The organism is Pseudomonas sp. C11 (assembly GCF_034683865.1).
GTDB lineage: Bacteria > Pseudomonadota > Gammaproteobacteria > Pseudomonadales > Pseudomonadaceae > Aquipseudomonas.
Genome location: NZ_JAWIIP010000011.1, coordinates 111,617 through 131,263, shown reverse-complemented (window position 1 = coordinate 131,263; position 19,647 = coordinate 111,617). Strand labels below are relative to the sequence as shown.

17 protein-coding genes are annotated in these 19,647 nt (G+C 62.4%); 10 read left to right on the top strand and 7 right to left on the bottom strand.

All coding sequences use genetic code 11. The annotated features are described in order from the left end of the window. Positions 1–142: 142 nt before the first annotated feature. The 3 genes from dld to VC352_RS18365 form a co-directional block, all read right to left on the bottom strand. Positions 143–1,861, bottom strand: coding sequence for a D-lactate dehydrogenase (gene dld / locus VC352_RS18375; RefSeq protein WP_322980959.1), 1,719 nt, complete (start codon positions 1,859–1,861; stop codon positions 143–145). Between the two features lie 4 nt (positions 1,862–1,865). Continuing rightward, positions 1,866–3,005 carry an FMN-dependent L-lactate dehydrogenase LldD gene (lldD, locus tag VC352_RS18370; protein WP_322980958.1) on the bottom strand — a complete coding sequence of 380 codons (1,140 nt, stop codon included), beginning with the start codon at positions 3,003–3,005 and terminating at the stop codon, positions 1,866–1,868. 82 nt (positions 3,006–3,087) lie between these two features. Next, positions 3,088–4,782 (bottom strand): L-lactate permease, encoded by a 1,695-nt coding sequence (locus tag VC352_RS18365; protein WP_322980957.1) that lies wholly within the window; start codon positions 4,780–4,782, stop codon positions 3,088–3,090. A 296-nt stretch (positions 4,783–5,078) separates the two neighbouring features. Between VC352_RS18365 and VC352_RS18360 the strand changes: the two genes are divergently transcribed. Next, positions 5,079–5,846 carry an FCD domain-containing protein gene (locus VC352_RS18360; RefSeq protein WP_322980956.1) on the top strand — a complete coding sequence of 256 codons (768 nt, stop codon included), beginning with the start codon at positions 5,079–5,081 and terminating at the stop codon, positions 5,844–5,846. 181 nt (positions 5,847–6,027) lie between these two features. Here VC352_RS18360 and smpB read toward each other — a convergent pair whose 3' ends face one another. Then, the gene (gene smpB / locus VC352_RS18355) at positions 6,028–6,510 is read right to left on the bottom strand and encodes an SsrA-binding protein SmpB (protein ID WP_322980955.1); all 483 of its coding nucleotides are present in this window, start codon (positions 6,508–6,510) and stop codon (positions 6,028–6,030) included. Positions 6,511–6,645: 135 nt separating this feature from the next. Here smpB and VC352_RS18350 point away from each other — a divergent pair, with 135 nt between their 5' ends. From VC352_RS18350 to VC352_RS18340, 3 genes are read left to right on the top strand one after another with little or no spacing between them, the layout of a single operon-like run. Further along, a complete protein-coding gene (locus tag VC352_RS18350; protein ID WP_322980954.1) occupies positions 6,646–8,049 on the top strand; it encodes a sodium-dependent transporter in 1,404 nt (467 codons plus the stop codon). Then, complete coding sequence (locus tag VC352_RS18345) at positions 8,046–8,480, top strand: type II toxin-antitoxin system RatA family toxin (RefSeq protein ID WP_322980953.1); 435 nt, start codon at positions 8,046–8,048, stop codon at positions 8,478–8,480. Before VC352_RS18350 ends, VC352_RS18345 begins: the two co-directional genes overlap by 4 nt. Then, complete coding sequence (locus VC352_RS18340; RefSeq protein ID WP_322980952.1) at positions 8,473–8,793, top strand: RnfH family protein; 321 nt, start codon at positions 8,473–8,475, stop codon at positions 8,791–8,793. The genes VC352_RS18345 and VC352_RS18340 overlap by 8 nt, the downstream gene beginning before the upstream one ends. A 63-nt stretch (positions 8,794–8,856) precedes the next feature. Here VC352_RS18340 and VC352_RS18335 read toward each other — a convergent pair whose 3' ends face one another. Further along, positions 8,857–9,375: an outer membrane protein assembly factor BamE gene (locus tag VC352_RS18335; RefSeq protein ID WP_322980951.1), complete on the bottom strand. Its 519-nt coding sequence runs from the start codon at positions 9,373–9,375 to the stop codon at positions 8,857–8,859. A 94-nt stretch (positions 9,376–9,469) separates the two neighbouring features. On the opposite strand from VC352_RS18335, the gene fur reads away from it, so the two are divergent. Next, complete coding sequence (gene fur, locus VC352_RS18330; protein WP_159973498.1) at positions 9,470–9,874, top strand: ferric iron uptake transcriptional regulator; 405 nt, start codon at positions 9,470–9,472, stop codon at positions 9,872–9,874. A gap of 216 nt (positions 9,875–10,090) precedes the next feature. Here fur and recN read toward each other — a convergent pair whose 3' ends face one another. Continuing rightward, entirely contained in the window at positions 10,091–11,767 is a 1,677-nt protein-coding gene (recN, locus tag VC352_RS18325) for a DNA repair protein RecN (RefSeq protein ID WP_322980950.1), read from the bottom strand. Positions 11,768–11,924: 157 nt separating this feature from the next. Here recN and grpE point away from each other — a divergent pair, with 157 nt between their 5' ends. From grpE to dapB, 4 genes are all read left to right on the top strand, one after another. Beyond that, positions 11,925–12,494, top strand: a complete 570-nt coding sequence (gene grpE / locus VC352_RS18320; protein ID WP_322980949.1) for a nucleotide exchange factor GrpE — start codon at positions 11,925–11,927, stop codon at positions 12,492–12,494. Positions 12,495–12,593: 99 nt separating this feature from the next. Further along, positions 12,594–14,510, top strand: coding sequence for a molecular chaperone DnaK (dnaK, locus tag VC352_RS18315; protein ID WP_322980948.1), 1,917 nt, complete (start codon positions 12,594–12,596; stop codon positions 14,508–14,510). Positions 14,511–14,627: 117 nt separating this feature from the next. Next, positions 14,628–15,755, top strand: coding sequence for a molecular chaperone DnaJ (gene dnaJ, locus VC352_RS18310; protein WP_322980947.1), 1,128 nt, complete (start codon positions 14,628–14,630; stop codon positions 15,753–15,755). Positions 15,756–15,832: 77 nt separating this feature from the next. Further along, the gene (gene dapB, locus VC352_RS18305) at positions 15,833–16,636 is read left to right on the top strand and encodes a 4-hydroxy-tetrahydrodipicolinate reductase (protein WP_322980946.1); all 804 of its coding nucleotides are present in this window, start codon (positions 15,833–15,835) and stop codon (positions 16,634–16,636) included. A gap of 143 nt (positions 16,637–16,779) precedes the next feature. Here dapB and VC352_RS18300 read toward each other — a convergent pair whose 3' ends face one another. After that, positions 16,780–18,198 carry a DNA cytosine methyltransferase gene (locus tag VC352_RS18300; protein WP_322980945.1) on the bottom strand — a complete coding sequence of 473 codons (1,419 nt, stop codon included), beginning with the start codon at positions 18,196–18,198 and terminating at the stop codon, positions 16,780–16,782. A 277-nt stretch (positions 18,199–18,475) separates the two neighbouring features. Here VC352_RS18300 and carA point away from each other — a divergent pair, with 277 nt between their 5' ends. Beyond that, positions 18,476–19,624: a glutamine-hydrolyzing carbamoyl-phosphate synthase small subunit gene (gene carA, locus VC352_RS18295; RefSeq protein WP_322980944.1), complete on the top strand. Its 1,149-nt coding sequence runs from the start codon at positions 18,476–18,478 to the stop codon at positions 19,622–19,624. The last annotated feature ends 23 nt before the right edge of the window (positions 19,625–19,647 follow it).

The window sequence follows — 19,647 nt, the reverse complement described above, 5'->3', positions numbered from 1 at the left end:
CGGATGAAATCCGGGAAATAGGCGTCAGGTATCCCCGGATTGCATCCGGGCTACGGTGCAGCGGAGCCATTGTGGGAGGGGCTTTAGCCGCGACCGTCGCCGCTGAAGCGCCTCCCACATCCGTAATAGCGGCTTCAACGTCTCAGCAGCAACCACCCCAATGCTTCTTCTTCGAGGTATGGCCGATGCCGGGGTTGAAGGTATTGGTCGGATCCAGTTTGCGGTAGAAACCGGCCAGCGCCGGTTTGGCCACGTACAGATGGCCGACATTGTGCTCGGCCGGGTACTCGGCTTGGCGAGCGTCCAGCAGCTTCCACATGCGGTGCTCCATCTCGATCGGGTCGATACCCTTCCTGACGATGTAGTCCTGGTGGAACACATGGCAGAAGAAGTGCCCGTAGTAGAGCTTGTGGACGATCTGCTCTTCCATTTCCTGCGGCAGCGTCTCGACCCAGTCGCGGTCATTGCGGCGCAGGGCGATGTCCAGTGCGAGGATGTCTTCGACGCTGCTGCGGTGCGCCTCGCGGTAGCGAATGGCGGCGCCGGCGATGGCGAAGCGATGCAGGAACGCCTTGCGACCTTCTTCGGCGTCGCACTCGAAATAAGCGCCGCTGGTGCTGCTGGCGAAGTAATCGCTCAGGAACGCGCGGGTCTGCTGCAGGGTGTCGTTGGATACCCGCACCAGCAGGTGATGCTCGTAGCGGTCGCGGTACTCGCGCATGCGCGCTGGCAGGTGGCTGGGCAGCAGGTTCATCAGCGCCTGGATCACCTTGTCGGTCACCCCGCGCAGGCCGAAACGCTCGAAGAATCCGTCGACCCGGCTCTTCATGGCGAAGGCGGCCGGTACCTTGGCGGTGCCGAATTTGTCGATCACCAGGAAGGTGTCCTTGCCGTATTTCTCGCCGATATCGAAGGCCGTACGGTGGATGTACTCCCCGGCAATCGGCAGGCGCGGCAGCTTGGCCAGCAGGTGGCGACGCACTTCAGTGAGATCGTGCGGATCGTTGCTGCCGATGTAGAACACCGTGCTCGGCTCTTTCGGGAAGGTGTCCAGACGCACGGCGAACAGGCACAGCTTGCCGGCCGAACCGGAGGCTTCGAACAGACGCGACGGGTCGGCGTTGAAGCGCGCCGGGGTGTCGGCATCGACGTCGCGAACGTGCTCGCCGTAGCGGGCATCGGAGGCCTTGGCAGTTGCTTCATTGCGCACCTGCTGCGGCGTGTAGTCGCCGTTCTGCAGGCGGGTAAGAATCTCCTCTGGGGTGTCACCCAGCTCGATCCCCAGATGGTTGACCAGTGCCAGCGTGCCGTCATCCTTCACCTGCGCATACAGCGCCAGTTCGGTATAGGCCGGGCCGCGACGCACCAGAGCACCGCCGGAATTGTTGCAGATGCCGCCGAGTACCGAGGCGCCGATGCATGACGAGCCGATCACCGAATGCGGTTCGCGATTCAGTGGTGCCAGCGCCTGTTCCAGGCGGTCGAGGGTGGCGCCGGGCAGACAGACGACTTGCTCGCCATCGTTGATCAGTTGCACACCGGTGATACGCAGGGTGCTGATCAGCACGATCTCGCGGTCATAGTCGGCGCCATCGGGCGTTGAGCCACCCGTCAGGCCGGTGTTGGCCGCCTGCATGATGACGATGCGGTCGGCCGCCACGGCTGCTTGCAGAATGCGCCACTGTTCCAGCAGCGAGCCGGGGCGTACTACCGCTAGCACATTGCCTTCACCCGTGCGGTGCCCCTTGCGGAAGCGCCGCGTGGCTTGTTCGTCGGTGAGCACGTGGCTGCTGCCGACGATCTGGCGCATCTGCGCCAGCAGGGCGTCACGGGTTACGGGCGTGGCGACTGCAGCATTCATGGCATCAACGCTCCTTGACCAGCAGATCCGGGGTGATCTCGGCGATGGACTTGGCGCCGGTCAGCACCATGGCCACGCGCATTTCCTTCTCGATCAGATCCAGCAGGTTGCTTACGCCCGCGCCACCGGCAGCGGCCAGGGCGTAGATGAAGGCGCGACCGAGCAGCACGGTATCGGCGCCCAGGGCGAGCATGCGCACCACGTCCAGGCCGGTGCGGATGCCGGAGTCGGCGAGAATCTTTAGCTCGCCCTTGACCGCATCGGCGATGGCCGGCAAAGCACGGGCGCTGGACAGCACGCCATCGAGCTGGCGACCGCCGTGGTTGGACACGATGATGCCGTCGGCACCGAAGGTCACCGCATCGCGGGCGTCTTCCGGGTCGAGGATGCCCTTGATCACCATCGGGCCGTCCCAGAAATCACGAATCCATTCCAGATCCTTCCAGGAGATCGAGGGGTCGAAGTTGGCGCCCAGCCAGCCGATGTAATCGGCGAGGCCAGTGGGGTTGCCCCGGTAGGCGGAGATATTGCCCAGATCGTGCGGCTTGCCCATCAGGCCGACATCCCAGGCCCATTGTGGATGGGTCATGGCCTGCAGCACACGGCGCATGGCGGCATTCGGGCCGCTCATGCCGGAGTGCGCGTCGCGGTAGCGCGCGCCGGGCACGGGCATATCGACGGTGAAGACCAGGGTCGAGCAGCCAGCAGCCTTGGCGCGCTCCAGGGCATTCTTCATGAAACCGCGATCTTTCAGCACGTAGAGCTGGAACCACATCGGCCGGTCGATGGCCGGAGCCACTTCCTCGATCGGGCACACCGACACGGTGGACAGGGTGAAGGGGATGCCCTTGGCCGCTGCCGCTTTTGCTGCTTGCACCTCACCACGGCGGGCATACATACCGGTCAAGCCGACGGGGGCCAAGCCTACTGGCATCGACATCTTCTCGCCGAACAGCTCGGTGGACAGATCCAGCTCGGACATGTTCTTCAGCACGCGCTGGCGCAGCTCGATGTTCGACAGGTCGGCGACGTTGCGGCGCAGGGTGTGCTCGGCATAGGCGCCGCCGTCGACGTAATGGAACAGGAAGGGCGGCAGCTTGCGCTGGGCCGCGGCGCGGTAGTCGGTAGAGGCAGAAATGATCATGGGCTCATCCTGTTACTGAAAAGAGAAAGCGTAGCCTGACGGCCAATGCCCCGACATTGTCGGGGCGGGTGTGACCGGTCGATCAGCTTGCCAGCAGCGGGTCGCTGACACCCAGCACATAGATCGCGAACATCGCGATGATGCCGGTGAACAGTACGTAGTACAGCGTCGGCCAGATGGTCTTGCGCAGCGTGCTGCCTTCGCGGCCGAGCAGGCCGACGGTAGCCGAAGCGGCGACCACGTTGTGGATCGCGACCATGTTGCCGGCGGCAGCGCCCACGGCCTGGACGGCGACGATCAGCGCGCTGGAAATACCCAGGCTGCTGGCCACGCCGAACTGGAACTGGCTGAACATCATGTTGCTGACGGTGTTGGAACCGGCGATGAAGGCGCCCAGCGCACCGATGCTCGGCGCCAGCAGCGGGTAGATGCCGCCGACGCTATCGGCCACCCAGCGCGCCATGAGGATCGGCATGCTGGCCAGTTCGGCGCCGTTGACGCCGGAGTTGATCAGGATGCGCACCATCGGCACGGTGAACAGCAGCACGAAGCCGGCGCTGAGCAGCACGCTGGAGGATTCTTTCACTGCTTTGCCCAGGTCACGCGCCTTCATGCCGTGCAGGAAGAAGGTGGCCAGCACCACGGCAACCAGGATACCGCCGGGCAGGTACAGCGGCTGGAAGTTGGCGCTGACGCCGGTTTCCCCCAGCAGGTCAGGGAAGTTCACCACCACGGCCTTCAGCGCGTTACCCACGTCCGGGAATACGCGGCTGATCACCAGCAGGGCGCCGACCAGCACGTAGGGCAGCCAGGCACGCAGGGCGCTCATCGGTTTGGCGGTCAGCTCGTCCAGCTTCATCTCGACGGTGCCCAGCCATTCGCTCGGCCATTTGTCTGCGGGGGCGAAGTCCCAGGTCTTCTTCGGCACCAGGAAGCCAACGCGCGCGGCGCTGGTAACGATGGCCAGGCCGATCAGGCCGCCCAGCAGCGAGGGGAATTCCGGGCCGAGGAACACGCCGGTGAAGACGTACGGCACGACGAAGGCCAGGCCGGCGAAAATCGCGAACGGCAGCACTTCCAGGCCGGCTTTCCAGCTTTTCTCCTGACCGAAGAAACGGGTCAGCATCATTGCCATGATGGTCGGCATGACCACGCCGACGGTGGCGTGGATGATCGCCACTTCACTGGTGATCAGCTGCAGGAACTGCGCCCAGGACGAACCCTGCTCGACCAGATGTTGGCCGATGGTGGCGGTATCCAGGCCGGTATTGACGCCCACGATGATCGGCGTGCCGACGGCGCCGAAGGACACCGGTGTGCTCTGTACCAGCATGCCCAGCAGCACCGCGGCCATGGCCGGGAAACCGATGGCCACCAGCAGCGGCGCGGCGATGGCCGCCGGCGTACCGAAGCCCGAGGCGCCCTCGATGAAACAGCCGAACAGCCAGGCGATGATGATCGCCTGGATGCGGCGATCCGGGGTGATGGTGGCGAAACCGGCGCGAATCGCGGTGATGCCGCCGGAATGCTTGAGGGTGTTCAGCAGCAGGATGGCGCCGAAGATGATCCACAGCAGGCCGAGGGTGATCAGCAAACCTTGCACGGTGGAAGCCAGAACGCGGTTGAGGGTCATGTCCCAGGCGAACAGACCGACGGCGGCGGTGACCAGGTAGACCAGCGGCATGGCGTGTTTGGCTGGCCAGCGCAGGCCGATCAGCAAAACGGCGGCAAGCAGAATCGGCGAGAACGCCAGCAGGGCGAGAATTCCGTTGGACATTGCGAGTTACTCCGCACGAGCGCGCGGTTGGCGCGGCAGGGATGAGGCGTGATCGAACAGGCTTGCAGCGACATGGGCTGTCATGGCGTGACCTCGATGGATTGTTGTTCTTGTTGGCTAAATTGGTAAGACCAATTTACAAAATAGCCGGATCAGGTTAAAAGTTGGCCAAATATCTGTCAAATCGAGACGTTAAGACTTTGGTCGTATGACGCCGGCTTGTTCGCCAGGGAGTCGCGCTATAGGCTTGCGCGACGAGGCCTTGAGGCCTGGTCAAACCAATGGAGAGGCGAGGGATGGAAGTAGGGCAGGTGCGGCAGCGTCGTCTATCGGATGACATCGTCGCGCAACTGGAAACCATGATTCTCGAAGGCACCCTGCGTGCCGGCGAGCGGCTGCCTGCCGAGCGTGTCCTGGCCGAGCAGTTCGGGGTTTCGCGTCCTTCGCTGCGTGAGGCGATCCAGAAACTGGTGGCCAAGGGGCTGTTGGTCAGTCGCCAGGGGGGCGGCAACTATGTGGCCGAAACCATCGGCGCGACCTTCAGCGACCCCTTGCTGCAATTGCTGGAAAGCAAGGAAGACGCCCAGCGTGACCTGCTGGAGTTCCGTCATACCCTGGAAGGTTCATGCGCCTATTACGCCGCTCGGCGTGCCACCGACATCGACCGACAACGCCTCACCGAGGCTTTCGAGGCGCTGCAGGATTGCTATAACCGCAAGGGCAAGGTGACGCGCGCGGAGGAGGGGGCCGCCGATGCCCGCTTCCACCTGGCGATTGCCGAAGCCAGCCACAATGCCGTGCTGCTGCATACCATCCGTGGCCTGTTCGACCTACTCAAGCGCAACGTGGTGACCAACATCGGTGGCATGTATGCGCAGCGCGAAGAGACCCGCGACATGCTGATCGACCAGCACCGCGCCCTCTACGAGGCGATCATCGAAGGCCGTGGCGAAGACGCGCGCGAACTGTCGAATCGACATATCGACTACGTGCAGGAAGTGCTCTCGGAAGTGCAGCTCGAAGCCCAGCGCGTGGCGCGCGCGCAGAGGCGCTTGGGGATATAGGTGGCGGGCTAAAAGCGCGCGTACTCGGCATTGGCCTCAACAAAATGTGCTGGCGCCAGGCTTGGTATGGGCAGGCGGACTGTTCGCCTAGGCTCCTGAGTCCGCCCTACACCCGGCTCCGCTCAGGGCCTAAGGCTTTGCCTGCAGCTTGAAGCATGCCGCATGCCGCATACCGCCGCTTTTAGTCTTCCTTGCCCTTGCTGCGCATGGCGCGCTGAACCTCGCGGTCGGCGTCGCGTTCTTTCTCGACATGGCGTTTGTCGAAGTCCTTCTTGCCCTTGGCCAGGGCGATCTCGCACTTGACCAGATGCTGCTTCCAGTACAGCGACAGCGCGACGGCGGTGTAGCCCTTCTGCTGCACGGAGCCGAACAGCTTCTCCAGCTCGCGCCGGTTCAGCAGCAGCTTGCGGGTACGGGTCGGGTCGGCGATCACGTGGGTGCTGGCGGTTTTCAGCGGGCTGATATGCGCGCCCATCAGCCAGGCTTCGTCGTCCTTGAGCAGCACGTAGCTGTCGACCAGCTGCGCCTTGCCGGCGCGCAAACTCTTGACTTCCCAGCCGGCCAGGGCGAGGCCCGCCTCGAACTTCTGTTCGACGAAGTAATCGTGCAGCGCCTTTTTGTTCAGCGCGATGGTGCCTTGAGGATGTTTCTTTTGTTTAGCCATAGGGCGCGCATTATAGGGAGTCGCCCGCGCCTGCGCCATGGGGCGCGCTGAGCCGATTGCCGGCTTGCGCTTGAGCCGCTCGAATGAATCTTCGACAATGCGCGATCTTTTTCCCGCAGTATGGGTGTGGCCTCTATGGCGAACGACAAAGTCTCGATCCACGGTGCCTGGGCCAGTCGCTGGGTGTTCATTCTGGCGGCCACCGGGTCTGCGGTGGGGCTCGGCAACATCTGGAAGTTTCCCTACATGACCGGGGTCTACGGCGGCGGTGCATTCGTGGTGATGTACCTGTTCTGCATCGCTCTGGTGGGTGTGCCGATCATGCTGGCCGAGACGCTGATCGGTCGCCGTGGCCGGCAGAGCCCGGTCAATGCCATGCGCAACCTGGCGATCGAGGCCGGCGCCTCCAAGCATTGGTCCATCGCGGCGTTGATGGGCATGGTCGCTGCGTTGCTGATTCTGTCGTTCTACAGCGTGGTCGCAGGGTGGTCGCTGGATTACATCCTGGGCATGGGACGGGGCGACTTCAGCGGCATCGACGCGGCGGGTGCCGGCGCCGCATTCGGCGGTCTGACCGACAATCCCTGGCGTCTGACGCTGTGGCATAGCCTGTTCATGCTGATCACCGCAGTGGTCATCGCCAAGGGCGTAGTGGCCGGGCTGGAGCGCAGCCTGCGAATCATGATGCCGCTGCTGTTCGTGCTGCTGCTGGTACTGCTGGGCTACAGCTTCACGACCGGGCACTTCCGTGAAGGCTTCGATTTCCTCTTCCATTTCGATCCGAGCAAGGTGCAGGACGGCATTCTCGCAGCGATGGGGCATGCCTTCTTCACCCTCAGCGTCGGGGTTGGCTCGATCATGGTTTACGGCGCCTACATGCCGAAGCAGGCCTCGATTGGCGCTACCGTGCTGACCGTTGGCCTGCTCGACACGCTGGTGGCGCTGACCGCCGGCATGGCGTTGTTTCCGATCGTGTTCGCCGCCGGCCTGGAGCCAGGCGGCGGCCCGGGGCTGATGTTCGTCACGCTGCCCATCGCTTTCGGCAATGTGGCCTTCGGTCAGGTCATGGGGCTGATCTTCTTCGTGCTGGTCGCCGTGGCGGCGTGGAGCTCGTCGATTTCCATGCTCGAACCGGCCGTGGCCTATTTCGTCGAAAGAACGGGCCGCAGCCGTGCCAAGGTCACGGCCGTGCTGGCGCTGTTGTGCTGGCTGATCGGGATGGGCACGGTGCTGTCGTTCAATCTTTGGGCGCAGGCCAAGTTCTTCGTCTTCGCCGAGGACGGTTTCCATCTGTTGCAGTGGGGCGCCGAGGGTGGCAAGACCTTCTTCGACAGCATCGACTACCTGACCAGCCGTATCCTCTTGCCGCTCGGTGGTCTGGCGTTCGCGATGTTCGCCGGCTGGGTGCTGAGTCGTGAGACCGTACGCGAAGAACTGGCGATTCGCAGCCCGCGCCTCTTCGCCCTGACTCTGTGGCTCATCCGAGTGGTGGCGCCGGTGGGTGTGCTGATCGTGTTCATCGCGGAGCTGAGCAAATGACGACACGTATTCAACGCTCGGCACTGCTGCCGTACCCGGCGCAGGCGCTGTTCGACCTGGTCAATGATGTGGCCAGCTATCCGCAGTTCCTACCTTGGTGTTCTGGTAGCCAGGTGCTCGAGGTCAGCGAAACGCACATGCGTGCCAGTCTGGAAGTGGCCAAGGGCAGCATCAGCCAGCGTTTCATCACCCGTAACCAGCTGGTGCCTGGCCAGCGGATCGAGATGAACCTCGAAGAGGGGCCTTTCACCAGCCTCAACGGTATCTGGGAGTTCAAAGCGTTGGGCGACAAGGCGTGCAAGATCAGCCTCGACCTGACCTTCGACTATGCCGGGCCTCTGGTGCGCGCTACGCTGGGGCCTCTGTTCAACCAGGCAGCCAACACACTGGTGGATGCCTTCTGTCAGCGAGCCAAGCAACTCCATGGATAATCGCAGCATCGCCATCGAAGTGGTCTATGCCTTGGCCGATAAACAGCGCTTGCTGCGCCTGTCGGTACCTCAGGGCACCACGATGCGTGAGGCGGTGCGTCTGTCTGGCATGCAGCAGCATTTTCCCGCAGCCGATCTGAGTCAGGCCCCGCTGGGCATCTTCGGCAAGGCGGTGCCCAGGCCGGAAGAGCGCGTGCTGGAAGAGGGCGAACGAGTGGAAATCTATCGACCGCTGATCGCCGATCCCAAAGAAGTGCGCAAACAGCGCGCAGCGAAAGCCAAGGCCAGGGAAAAAGGTGCCGAGCCGAGCTGATCGCGCCGTGCTGGAGACTAAAAAGCCCGGAATCGCTTCCGGGCTTTTTTCATGCAGCGGGTTTTATTGCGGATCGGTGTCCAGCGGTTCCGGTACCGGAACCGGCACGGTTTCCACCTGATCCACCTCGCGCTGGATCTGCTCCAGCAACGAGCCGGGCGCTGCAGGCTTGTCTTCCTGGGGCTTGGCCTGAGGCTGGGCATTGGTGGTATCGCTGCCTTCGCCCATGATCGCCTGATCACGGCTGACGCCCGGCATGAAGTCGCCGGCCAGGCCGATCAGTTGATCGTTGCCGTCGAACATCAGGCTCACACGCTCCTGCAGGCGCTGACCGCCGCCCGGCTGGATGCTGTAGAGATAATCCCAGCGATCGGCGTGGAAGGTATCGGTAATCAGAGGGTTACCCATGATAAACCGCACTTGGCGCCGGGTCATTCCGGGGCGCAGCTGGTCTATCATGTCCTGCGTCACGACATTGCCCTGTTGAATGTCGATCTTGTAAACCCCGGGGAATGAACAACCGGCGAGTGCGAAGAGCCCGGTCAGAGACAGGCTGGTCAGCAAGAGCTTGGTTTTTTGCATCGGAGGGTGACTTCCACTATCTTGGGCAACTTGAACCCCGGATCATACCCGTATTAAGGGAAGCTGCGAAGCAGCCCCCACGAGAAAGCAGACCATGGTTGAAAATAACGAACTGCGCAAAGCTGGACTGAAGGTGACCCTGCCACGGGTCAAAATCCTGCAGATGCTTGATAACGCCGAGCATCGCCACATGAGCGCCGAAGATGTTTACAAGGCGCTGATGGAAGCGGGCGAAGATGTCGGTCTGGCGACCGTCTACCGGGTACTTACCCAGTTCGAGGCCGCTGGCCTCGTGGTTCGTCACAACTTCGATGGTGGCCACGCCGTCTTCGAACTGGCTGACAGCGGCCACCATGACCACATGGTTTGTGTCGATACCGGTGAAGTGATCGAGTTCTTCGACACGGAGATCGAGAAGCGCCAGAAGGAAATCGTCCGAGAGCACGGCTTCGAGCTGGTCGATCACAACCTGGTGTTGTACGTCCGCAAGAAGAGCTGAGGCTCCGGCTGCAATGAAAAGGCGACCCTAGGGTCGGCTTTTTCGCATCTGCATTAGCAGGCTGTTGAAAAACTACCTGCGTTGGCAATACTGCGTTAAAAACAGCCTTAAAATGCTCATTACAGCACGTAAACTGCGCTTTTTCGGCTTTTTTTGCCTTGTCTTGCCTGTCTCGCCTACGTTTTTCAACGGCCTGCTAGCGCATCCGTTTGGGCTTCAGGCCGCCTGGGCGCTGGTGACCATCTTGCGGGCATGAGCCAGGGACTCTTCGGTCAGGTCAACGCCGCCGAGCATGCGGGCGATCTCCTCGATGCGGCCGCTCTCGTCCAGTTGGCTGACCGCCGTGGAGGTCGCACCTTCACCCCGGCGCTTGTGCACGAACAGGTGCTGATGCCCCTGGGCGGCCACCTGTGGCAGGTGGGTCACGCACAATACCTGGCCGCGTTCGCCGAGGCGGCGCAGCAACTGGCCGACCACTTCCGCGGTTGGGCCGCCGATGCCGACGTCCACCTCGTCGAAGACCAGCGTCGGTACGCGCGAGGTCTGCGCGGTGATCACCTGAATGGCCAGGCTGATACGCGACAGCTCGCCACCGGAAGCCACCTTGGCCAGGCCGCGCAAGGGTTGGCCCGGGTTGGCGCTGACCAGAAACTCCACGGCTTCCAGGCCGTTGCCATTGGGCTCGGTGCTTTCCAGGGCTTGCAGCTGGATGCTGAAGCGCCCGCCTGGCATGCCCAGCGCCTGCATTTCCTGCTGGACGGCAGCAGACAGAGATTCGGCGGCGTTACCACGCAGGGCGCTGAGCTCGGCGGCCTTTTCCTGGTAGTGACGTTCATAGGCAGTCAGCTCTTCGGCCAGTCGTTCGCCGGCCTCATCGTCGGCATTCAGGCCTTCCAGTTCTTCAAACAGTTGTTGCTGTAATGCGGCGAGTTCGGTGGGCTGGATGCGATGCTTGCGCGCCAGGGTGTAGATGGTATCCAGGCGTTCTTCGAGAAACTGCTGGCGCTGCGGGTCGGCATCGAAATGATCGATGAAGCGATTGAGTTCGCCCACGGCTTCCTCGATCTGAATCTGGGCGCTGGCCAGCAGGTTGCTGGCTTCGCCGAGAGCGCCACCCTGGTCGCTGAAGGCGCCCAGACGATTGAGGCTGGCGGTCAGTGCTGACAGCACGTTACCGGCATCGCTTTCGCTGCACAGATCGAGTACCTGACGGCAGGCGCCAAGCAGCGACTCGGCGTTGCTCAGGGCCTTGTGCTCCTGTTCCAGTTGCTCCAGTTCGTTGTCGCCGAGGGCGAGATTCTCCAGCTCTTCGAGCTGATAGCTGAGCAACTGGTGGCGGGCGCGCTGTTCGTCGCCCTGGCTGGAGATGCGCTCCAGCTCGTTGCGTGTCTGCTTCCAGCGTTGCGCGGCGAGCTGAACCTGGCGCGCCAGTTCCTGGCTGCCGGCGTATTCATCGAGCAGGCGCCGATGAGTGTCGGTCTTGAGCAGCGACTGATGCTCATGCTGGCTGTGGATATCGATCAGCAGCTCACCGAGCGCCTTGAGATCGCCTTGCGGGCAGGGGCTGCCGTTTATATAGCCGCGCGAACGACCTTCGGCGGTGATCACTCGGCGCAGGATGCACGGGCCGTCGCTGTCCAGATCGCGTTCGGCGAGCCAGGCGCGCGCTTCGGGAATGTCCGCCAGGTCGAAGCTGGCGAGAATGTCTGCCTTGTCGCTTCCCGGTCGTACCACGCCGCTGTCGGCACGATCACCCAGGCACAGGCCGAGGGCGTCGAGCATGATCGATTTGCCGGCACCGGTTTCGCCACTGATCGCGCTCATGCCGGCGCTGAGTTCGAGATCCAGGTGATCGACGATGGCGTAGTTGTGAATGGACAGGTGCACCAGCATGGCGAACGCTCCCGAATTGATGTCTGGTTATTTATACAGTGTTTTTTCTGTGGCTGACAATCCTCCTTATCGCCCCTTGAAAGCTGTGGATTTGGCTCCATATAGGCGGCAGGTGCGCGAGTCGGACTCGCGTCGATTCATTCGAGAGGAGAAAGGCATGGCTGACGAACAGAACCTGGATACGCAGAACCCCGAGGCTCAAGCGGCTGAGGGCGCCGCGCCGAGCGACGACCTGGCGGCTCGCGTGCAGGCCCTGGAAGAGCAGCTGGCTGCAGCGCAGGATCAATCGTTGCGTGTGGCGGCTGAGTTGCAGAACGTGCGCCGTCGCGCCGAGCAGGATGTGGAAAAGGCGCACAAGTTCGCCTTGGAAAAATTCGCCAACGACCTGCTGCCGGTGGTCGACAGCCTGGAGCGTGGCCTGGAGCTGTCCAACCCGGACGACGAGGCCATCAAGGGCGTGCGCGAGGGCATGCAACTGACCCTCAAGCTGTTCATCGATACCCTGGCGCGCCATCAGCTCGAAGCGATCGATCCGCATGGTGTCCCGTTCAATCCGGAGCATCACCAGGCCATGGCGATGGAGGAGAGCACCAAGGTCGAGCCGAACTCCGTGCTCAAGGTGTTCCAGAAGGGCTACCTGCTCAATGGTCGTCTGCTGCGCCCGGCCATGGTCGTGGTCAGTAAGGCGCCTATCACGCCGCCGCCCTCGATCGACGAGCAGGCTTGAAATTCGTCGCAGCGACCCCATTTCTAAGTCAAGCGTTTTAGTGCTGCCGGCGCCTGCGAAACGAGGCGACGGAATAATCAAAGTTTCGGGAGAATTTTCATGGGTAAAATCATCGGTATCGACCTGGGGACTACCAACTCCTGCGTCTCCATTCTGGAAAACGGCAACGTCAAGGTGCTCGAGAACGCCGAAGGCGCTCGCACCACGCCGTCCATCATCGCCTACGCCAACGATGGCGAAATCCTGGTTGGCCAGTCGGCCAAGCGCCAGGCAGTGACCAACCCGCACAACACCCTGTACGCGGTGAAGCGTCTGATCGGTCGTCGCTTCGAAGAAGACGTCGTGCAGAAAGACATCCAGATGGTGCCGTACAAGATCGCCAAGGCGGACAACGGTGACGCCTGGGTCGAAGTGAACGGCCAGAAGATGGCTCCGCCGCAGATCAGCGCCGAAGTGCTGAAGAAGATGAAGAAGACCGCCGAGGACTACCTGGGCGAGCCAGTGACCGAAGCGGTGATCACCGTTCCGGCCTACTTCAACGACAGCCAGCGTCAGGCCACCAAGGACGCCGGTCGCATCGCCGGTCTCGACGTCAAGCGCATCATCAACGAGCCGACTGCGGCTGCGCTGGCCTATGGCATGGACAAGGCCAAGGGCGACCACACCGTGATCGTCTATGACCTGGGCGGCGGTACCTTCGACGTGTCGGTGATCGAGATCGCCGAAGTCGACGGCGAGCACCAGTTCGAAGTGCTGGCCACCAACGGTGACACCTTCCTCGGTGGTGAGGACTTCGACATTCGCCTGATCGACTACCTCGTCGACGAGTTCAAGAAAGAAACCGGCATGAACCTCAAGGGCGACCCGCTGGCCATGCAGCGCCTGAAGGAAGCCGCCGAGAAGGCCAAGATCGAGCTGTCTTCGAGCCAGCAGACCGACGTCAACCTGCCGTACATCACGGCCGATGCCACCGGTCCGAAGCACCTGAACGTGAAGATCTCCCGTTCCAAGCTGGAGTCACTGGTCGAAGACCTGGTACAGCGCACCATCGAGCCGTGCCGCACTGCGCTGAAGGACGCTGGCATCGACGTCGGCAAGATCGACGACGTGATCCTGGTCGGCGGTCAGACCCGTATGCCGCTGGTACAGAAGACCGTTGCCGAGTTCTTCGGCAAGGAGCCGCGCAAGGACGTCAACCCGGACGAAGCCGTGGCCATGGGCGCTGCCATTCAGGGCGCGGTACTGGCCGGTGACGTCAAGGACGTGCTGCTGCTGGACGTTTCCCCGCTGACCCTGGGTATCGAAACCATGGGTGGCGTGATGACGCCGCTGATCGAGAAGAACACCACCATCCCGACCAAGAAGTCGCAGGTGTTCTCCACGGCCGACGACAACCAGAGCGCCGTGACCATTCACGTGCTGCAGGGCGAACGCAAGCAGGCCGTGCAGAACAAGTCGCTGGGCAAGTTCGACCTGGCCGAGATTCCGCCGGCTCCGCGTGGCGTGCCGCAGATCGAAGTGACCTTCGACATCGATGCCAACGGTATCCTGCACGTGTCCGCCAAGGACAAGGCCACCGGCAAGCAGCAGTCCATCGTCATCAAGGCCAACTCGGGCCTGTCCGACGAGGAAATCGAGCGTATGGTGCGTGACGCCGAGGCCAATGCCGAGGAAGACCGCAAGTTCGAGGAGCTGGCTACCGCGCGTAACCAGGGTGATCAGCTGGTGCATGCCACCCGCAAGATGATCACCGAGGCGGGTGACAAGGCCACTGCCGACGAGAAGGCGGCCATCGAAAAAGCCATCGGCGAGCTGGAAGTGGCCATCAAGGGCGACGACAGGGAAGCCATCGAAGCCAAGATGAACGCGCTGTCCGAAGCCACCACGCCGCTGGCGCAGAAGATGTACGCCGAGCAACCGCAAGGTGGCGCGGCCCAGCCGGAAGCCAACGACGCCAAGGACGCCGCCGACGATGTGGTCGATGCGGAGTTCGAAGAGGTCAAGGACAACAAGTAAGCCGAGGCTTGCTTGCGCTCCGGCATGCACCGCGGTGCATGCCTGATCCGCCGCGCGGGGGCTTGCTCCCGCGTCGGCGTGTCTGGAGGGCGCGAATTTTGAGGGTGCAGAAAAGCAATGGCTAAACGTGACTATTACGAAGTGCTCGGTGTCGAGCGCGGGGCCGGCGAGGCGGAGCTGAAGAAGGCTTACCGTCGTCTGGCGATGAAATACCACCCGGATCGCAACCCGGATGACAAGGACGCCGAAGAGAAATTCAAGGAGGCCAACGAGGCCTACGAAGTGCTCTCCGACGCGGCCAAGCGTTCGGCCTACGATCAGTACGGTCACGCCGGTGTCGATCCGCAGATGGGCGGCGGCGGCGGTGCCGGCTTTGGCGGCGCCAACTTCTCCGACATCTTCGGCGACGTATTCAGCGACTTCTTCGGTGGCAGCCGTGGTGGCTCCCGTGGTGGCGCTCAGCGCGGCAGTGACCTGCGCTACACCCTGGAGCTGGATCTGGAAGAAGCGGTGCGCGGTACCACCGTGACCATTCGCGTGCCGACTCTGGTCGGTTGCAAGACCTGCGATGGCACGGGTGCCAAGAAGGGCACCAGCCCGGTCACCTGTACCACCTGTGGCGGTATTGGTCAGGTGCGCATGCAGCAGGGCTTCTTCTCCGTGCAGCAGACCTGCCCGCGTTGCCATGGCAGCGGCAAGATGATCACCGACCCCTGTGGCAGCTGCCACGGTCAGGGTCGTGTTGAAGAGAGCAAGACGCTGTCGGTCAAGGTGCCGCCAGGCGTGGATACCGGTGACCGCATTCGCCTGTCCGGCGAAGGCGAGGCCGGCGCACACGGTGGCCCGGCCGGTGACCTCTATGTGGTGGTCAACGTGCGCGAGCACGCGATCTTCCAGCGTGACGGCAAGCATCTGTACTGCGAAGTGCCGATCAGCTTCGCCGATGCGGCGCTGGGCGGTGAACTGGAAGTGCCGACCCTCGATGGTCGGGTCAAGCTGAAGATCCCCGAGGGCACCCAGACCGGCAAACTGTTCCGCCTGCGTGGCAAGGGCGTGGCACCGGTACGCGGTGGCGCGGCTGGCGACCTGATGTGCCGAGTGGTGGTGGAAACACCGGTCAACCTGAACAAGCGCCAGCGCGAACTGCTCGATGAGTTCCGCAAGTCGCTGCAGGGCGATGACTCCCATTCGCCCAAGGCCAGCGGCTGGTTCGAGGGCGTGAAGCGCTTCTTTGGTGACGTATAACCACGGCGGCAGGCGGCAGGCGGCGGGCTTCGAGCCTTTCCCCTGCGGCCTGAGGCCTGCAGCCTGGAGCTGATTTTATGCAACGTATCGCTGTAATGGGCGCCGCCGGGCGCATGGGCAAGACCCTGATCGAGGCCGTGAGCCAGGCAGAGGGTGCGCAGCTCAGCGCCGCCATCGACCGTGCCGACAGCAGCCTGATCGGTGCCGATGCCGGTGAGCTGGTCGGGTTGGGCAAGGTCGGTGTGACCCTGGCGGGCGACCTGAGCGCCGTGATCGATGATTTCGACGTACTGATCGACTTCACCCATCCGTCGGTGACGCTGAAGAACCTGGAAGTCTGCCGTCAGGCGGGTAAGGCCATGGTCATCGGTACCACTGGCTTCACGCCTGAGGAAAAGCAGCAGCTCAGCGAAGCGGCCAAGCAGATTCCGATCGTCTTCGCGGCCAACTTCAGCGTTGGCGTCAACCTCTGTCTGAAGCTGCTGGATACTGCCGCTCGCGTGCTGGGCGATGATGTGGATATCGAGATCATCGAGGCTCACCATCGCCACAAGGTCGACGCGCCGTCCGGCACCGCCCTGCGTATGGGTGAGGTTGTCGCCAACGCGCTGGGGCGTGATCTGCAGAAGGTCGCCGTTTACGGCCGCGAAGGCCAGACCGGCGCGCGTGAGCGTGAAACCATCGGCTTCGCCACCGTGCGTGCCGGCGACGTGGTGGGCGATCACACCGTACTGTTCGCCGCTGACGGCGAGCGGGTGGAAATCACCCACAAAGCCTCCAGCCGTATGACCTTCGCCAAGGGCGCGGTGCGTTCCGCGCTGTGGCTGCAAGGACGAAGTGCTGCGCTGTACGACATGCAGGACGTGCTGGGGCTGAATTAAGGCCAAAGGTCGCGGGAGGTCACCTCCCGCGCGTACAGGGAACGTGGCTCGCTACATCTAGCTGAATATCGGCGCTATCCACGAGAAGCGTATCGCCTATCTGGCGCGCCTGAGGCTCAAAGATGTGCTCAAGCGCAGGAAGCCTATATGGCGCCAATCGCCAGCTCCAGTTGCGCCTTACGGCGTTGCTGTTCGAAGGCCTTGCGCCATTCCTTATGGCAGGTGGCCTGGTAGCGCGAGAAGCGGAAGCTGCGTGGCGCCTCCTGTGCCTTGTCGGCAAGCAGATCACGTAGCAGTTTGCCAACGGCATGGCCCAGGCTGACGGGGACAGCGTTGCCAACCTGCTTGTATTGCTGGATCAATGGGCCAGCCAGTTGCCAGTGATCCGGAAACTCCTGGATGCGTTTGTATTCCTCGATTGAAAGGGGGCGATCAGCTTCCGGATGTGCCAGATCCGTTGCCGGCATGGCGGGGTGCGTCACCAGTGTCGGTGACGGCTTGTCCCAGGCAAGGCGGCGCAAGAAACCGGTCTTGCCACCTCCTGAGAAGTAGGACTTGCCCAGTGCTTCGCGTTGCAGGTCCGGGGCAAGATCACGCCAGTTCTGTCCGGCCTTGAGCAAGCGGTAGAAACGCAGGCGCTTTTCCGGGAAGTTGAGGTGATGGTGGCTATTGAGCCCTTCCAGTGCCTGGCGCACGGTGCGCCAGGTCGGTAGTCCCAGGGCGCCGTCTTCGCTGTGCGTTGGTGTAAGGAACGGCGCGGTTTTCCCGTCCAGTGAGCAGACGATGATGACGCGCTCACGAATTTGCGGAGTGCCGAAGTTGGCCGAGTTGTAGAGGTTGAACGAGCTGGCGTAACCGGCGTTGCTCAGTTTGCTCAGCACGAAGTTGAGCGCGCCACCTTTCATCTCGTCCAGTGAGAGATCCGGGAAGTCCGGGCCTCGCTGATCATGTGGGCGGTGATCCATCGGGCAGGACAGCAGGCCGCGCACGTTCTCGATCACGATGTAGGGCGGCCTGATTTCCAGGGCCAGGTCGATGAACTTCAGGAAGGCATTACCGCGCTCGTCATTGAACGCCTTGCGCTTGCCTGCCGTGCTGAACGCCTGGCAGGGCGGGCCACCGATGATGACGTCGATTTCTTCACGAGCTACGCCGGCAGCCTCGATCACCTGCTCGGCCGTGCAGGCATTGATGTCGCCTAACAGCGCCGTATTGGGGCGATTCAGGGCGATGGTCTGGCGGCAGTATTTGTCGATCTCGCAGGCCAGGCGGATATCGAAACCGGCCTTTTCCATACCCAGATCAAGCCCCATGGCGCCGGAAAAGAAGCTCAGGGCGATGGGGGCGTTCTTGTCGCGCTTGGGCGCGTGATAGGCAGGATGATCCTCTGCAATCATGTGTGCTGTTTTCAATCCGTATTGGGTCACGCTTTGCGGGTCGATTATCCAGGTCTTGCCGACTCGCTCTGCGTCGAGCAGTTGGGTTCTGCAGAGCGTTCGGGTGCGCTGCGGGCTTATCTGAAGCTGGCGCGCCGCTTCTTCGATGCTGAGCTTGGTACTCATGTGGGGTTTCTCATGCGAAACCTGCAGGAGGTACCAATGGTTTCCCGGCATCTTGTAGCTGTCAACCCAGAGCGGGGAACGGCATGGCGAAGGCGAAAGCCTTTTTGGTCTTTTCGCCTTTCGATTTCGAGGCTTTTCCTGTAAGCTTCCTGTTTTAGTGTGTCCACTAAAAGTTACGCAGAATGGCTCAAATAAAAAAGCGGGATGACCTTCACACGTCATCCCGCTTTTTTACAACCTGCGTTTGCTTCAAGCCTTGATCGAGACGGAGGTCTTCTTGACTAAGCCAGCCCCCAAACCTGCCATTTTGGCCCTTGCTGACGGCAGCATTTTTCGCGGCGATTCCATCGGGGCCGATGGCCAGACGATCGGAGAGGTGGTGTTCAACACCGCCATGACCGGCTATCAGGAAATCCTTACCGATCCATCCTATGCCCAGCAGATCGTCACCCTGACTTACCCGCACATCGGTAACACCGGTACCACTCCGGAAGACGGCGAGTCTTGCAGCGTCTGGGCTGCGGGTCTGATCATTCGCGACCTGCCGCTGATCTCCAGCAACTGGCGCGACAAGCAGCCGCTCGACGAGTACCTGAAAGCCAATGGCACCGTTGCCATCGCCGGTATCGATACTCGCCGCCTGACGCGCATCCTGCGCGAAAAGGGCTCGCAGAACGGCTGCATTCTGGTCGGTGACGATGCCACCGAAGAAAAAGCGCTGGAGTTGGCGCGCAGCTTCCCGGGCCTCAAGGGCATGGATCTGGCCAAGGAAGTCACTTGCGCCACCGCCTACGAATGGCGTTCCAGCGTGTGGAACCTGGAAAACGACAGCCATCCGCTGATCCCCGCCGAGCAACTGCCCTATCACGTGGTGGCTTACGATTACGGCGTGAAGCTGAATATCCTGCGCATGCTGGTCGCTCGTGGCTGCCGCCTGACCGTGGTGCCAGCGCAGACCCCTGCCAGCGAAGTGCTGGCGCTCAATCCCGATGGCGTGTTCCTGTCCAACGGCCCTGGCGATCCCGAGCCGTGCGACTACGCGATCAAGGCGATCAAGGACATCCTGGAAACCGATCTGCCGGTCTTCGGCATCTGCCTCGGCCACCAGTTGTTGGCGCTGGCCTCCGGTGCCAAGACCGTCAAGATGGGCCACGGCCACCACGGTGCCAACCACCCGGTACAGGATCTGGATTCCGGCGTGGTGATGATCACCAGCCAGAACCACGGTTTCGCCGTGGATGAGAGCAGCCTGCCGAGCAATGTGCGGCCGATCCACAAGTCGCTGTTCGATGGCACCCTGCAGGGCATCGAACGTACCGACAAGGCCGCCTTCAGCTTCCAGGGGCACCCGGAAGCCAGCCCAGGCCCGCACGACGTTGCGCCGCTGTTCGACCGTTTCATCAATGAGATGGCCAAACGCCGCTAAGCCCGCCGAGCAGAGAATTCGAG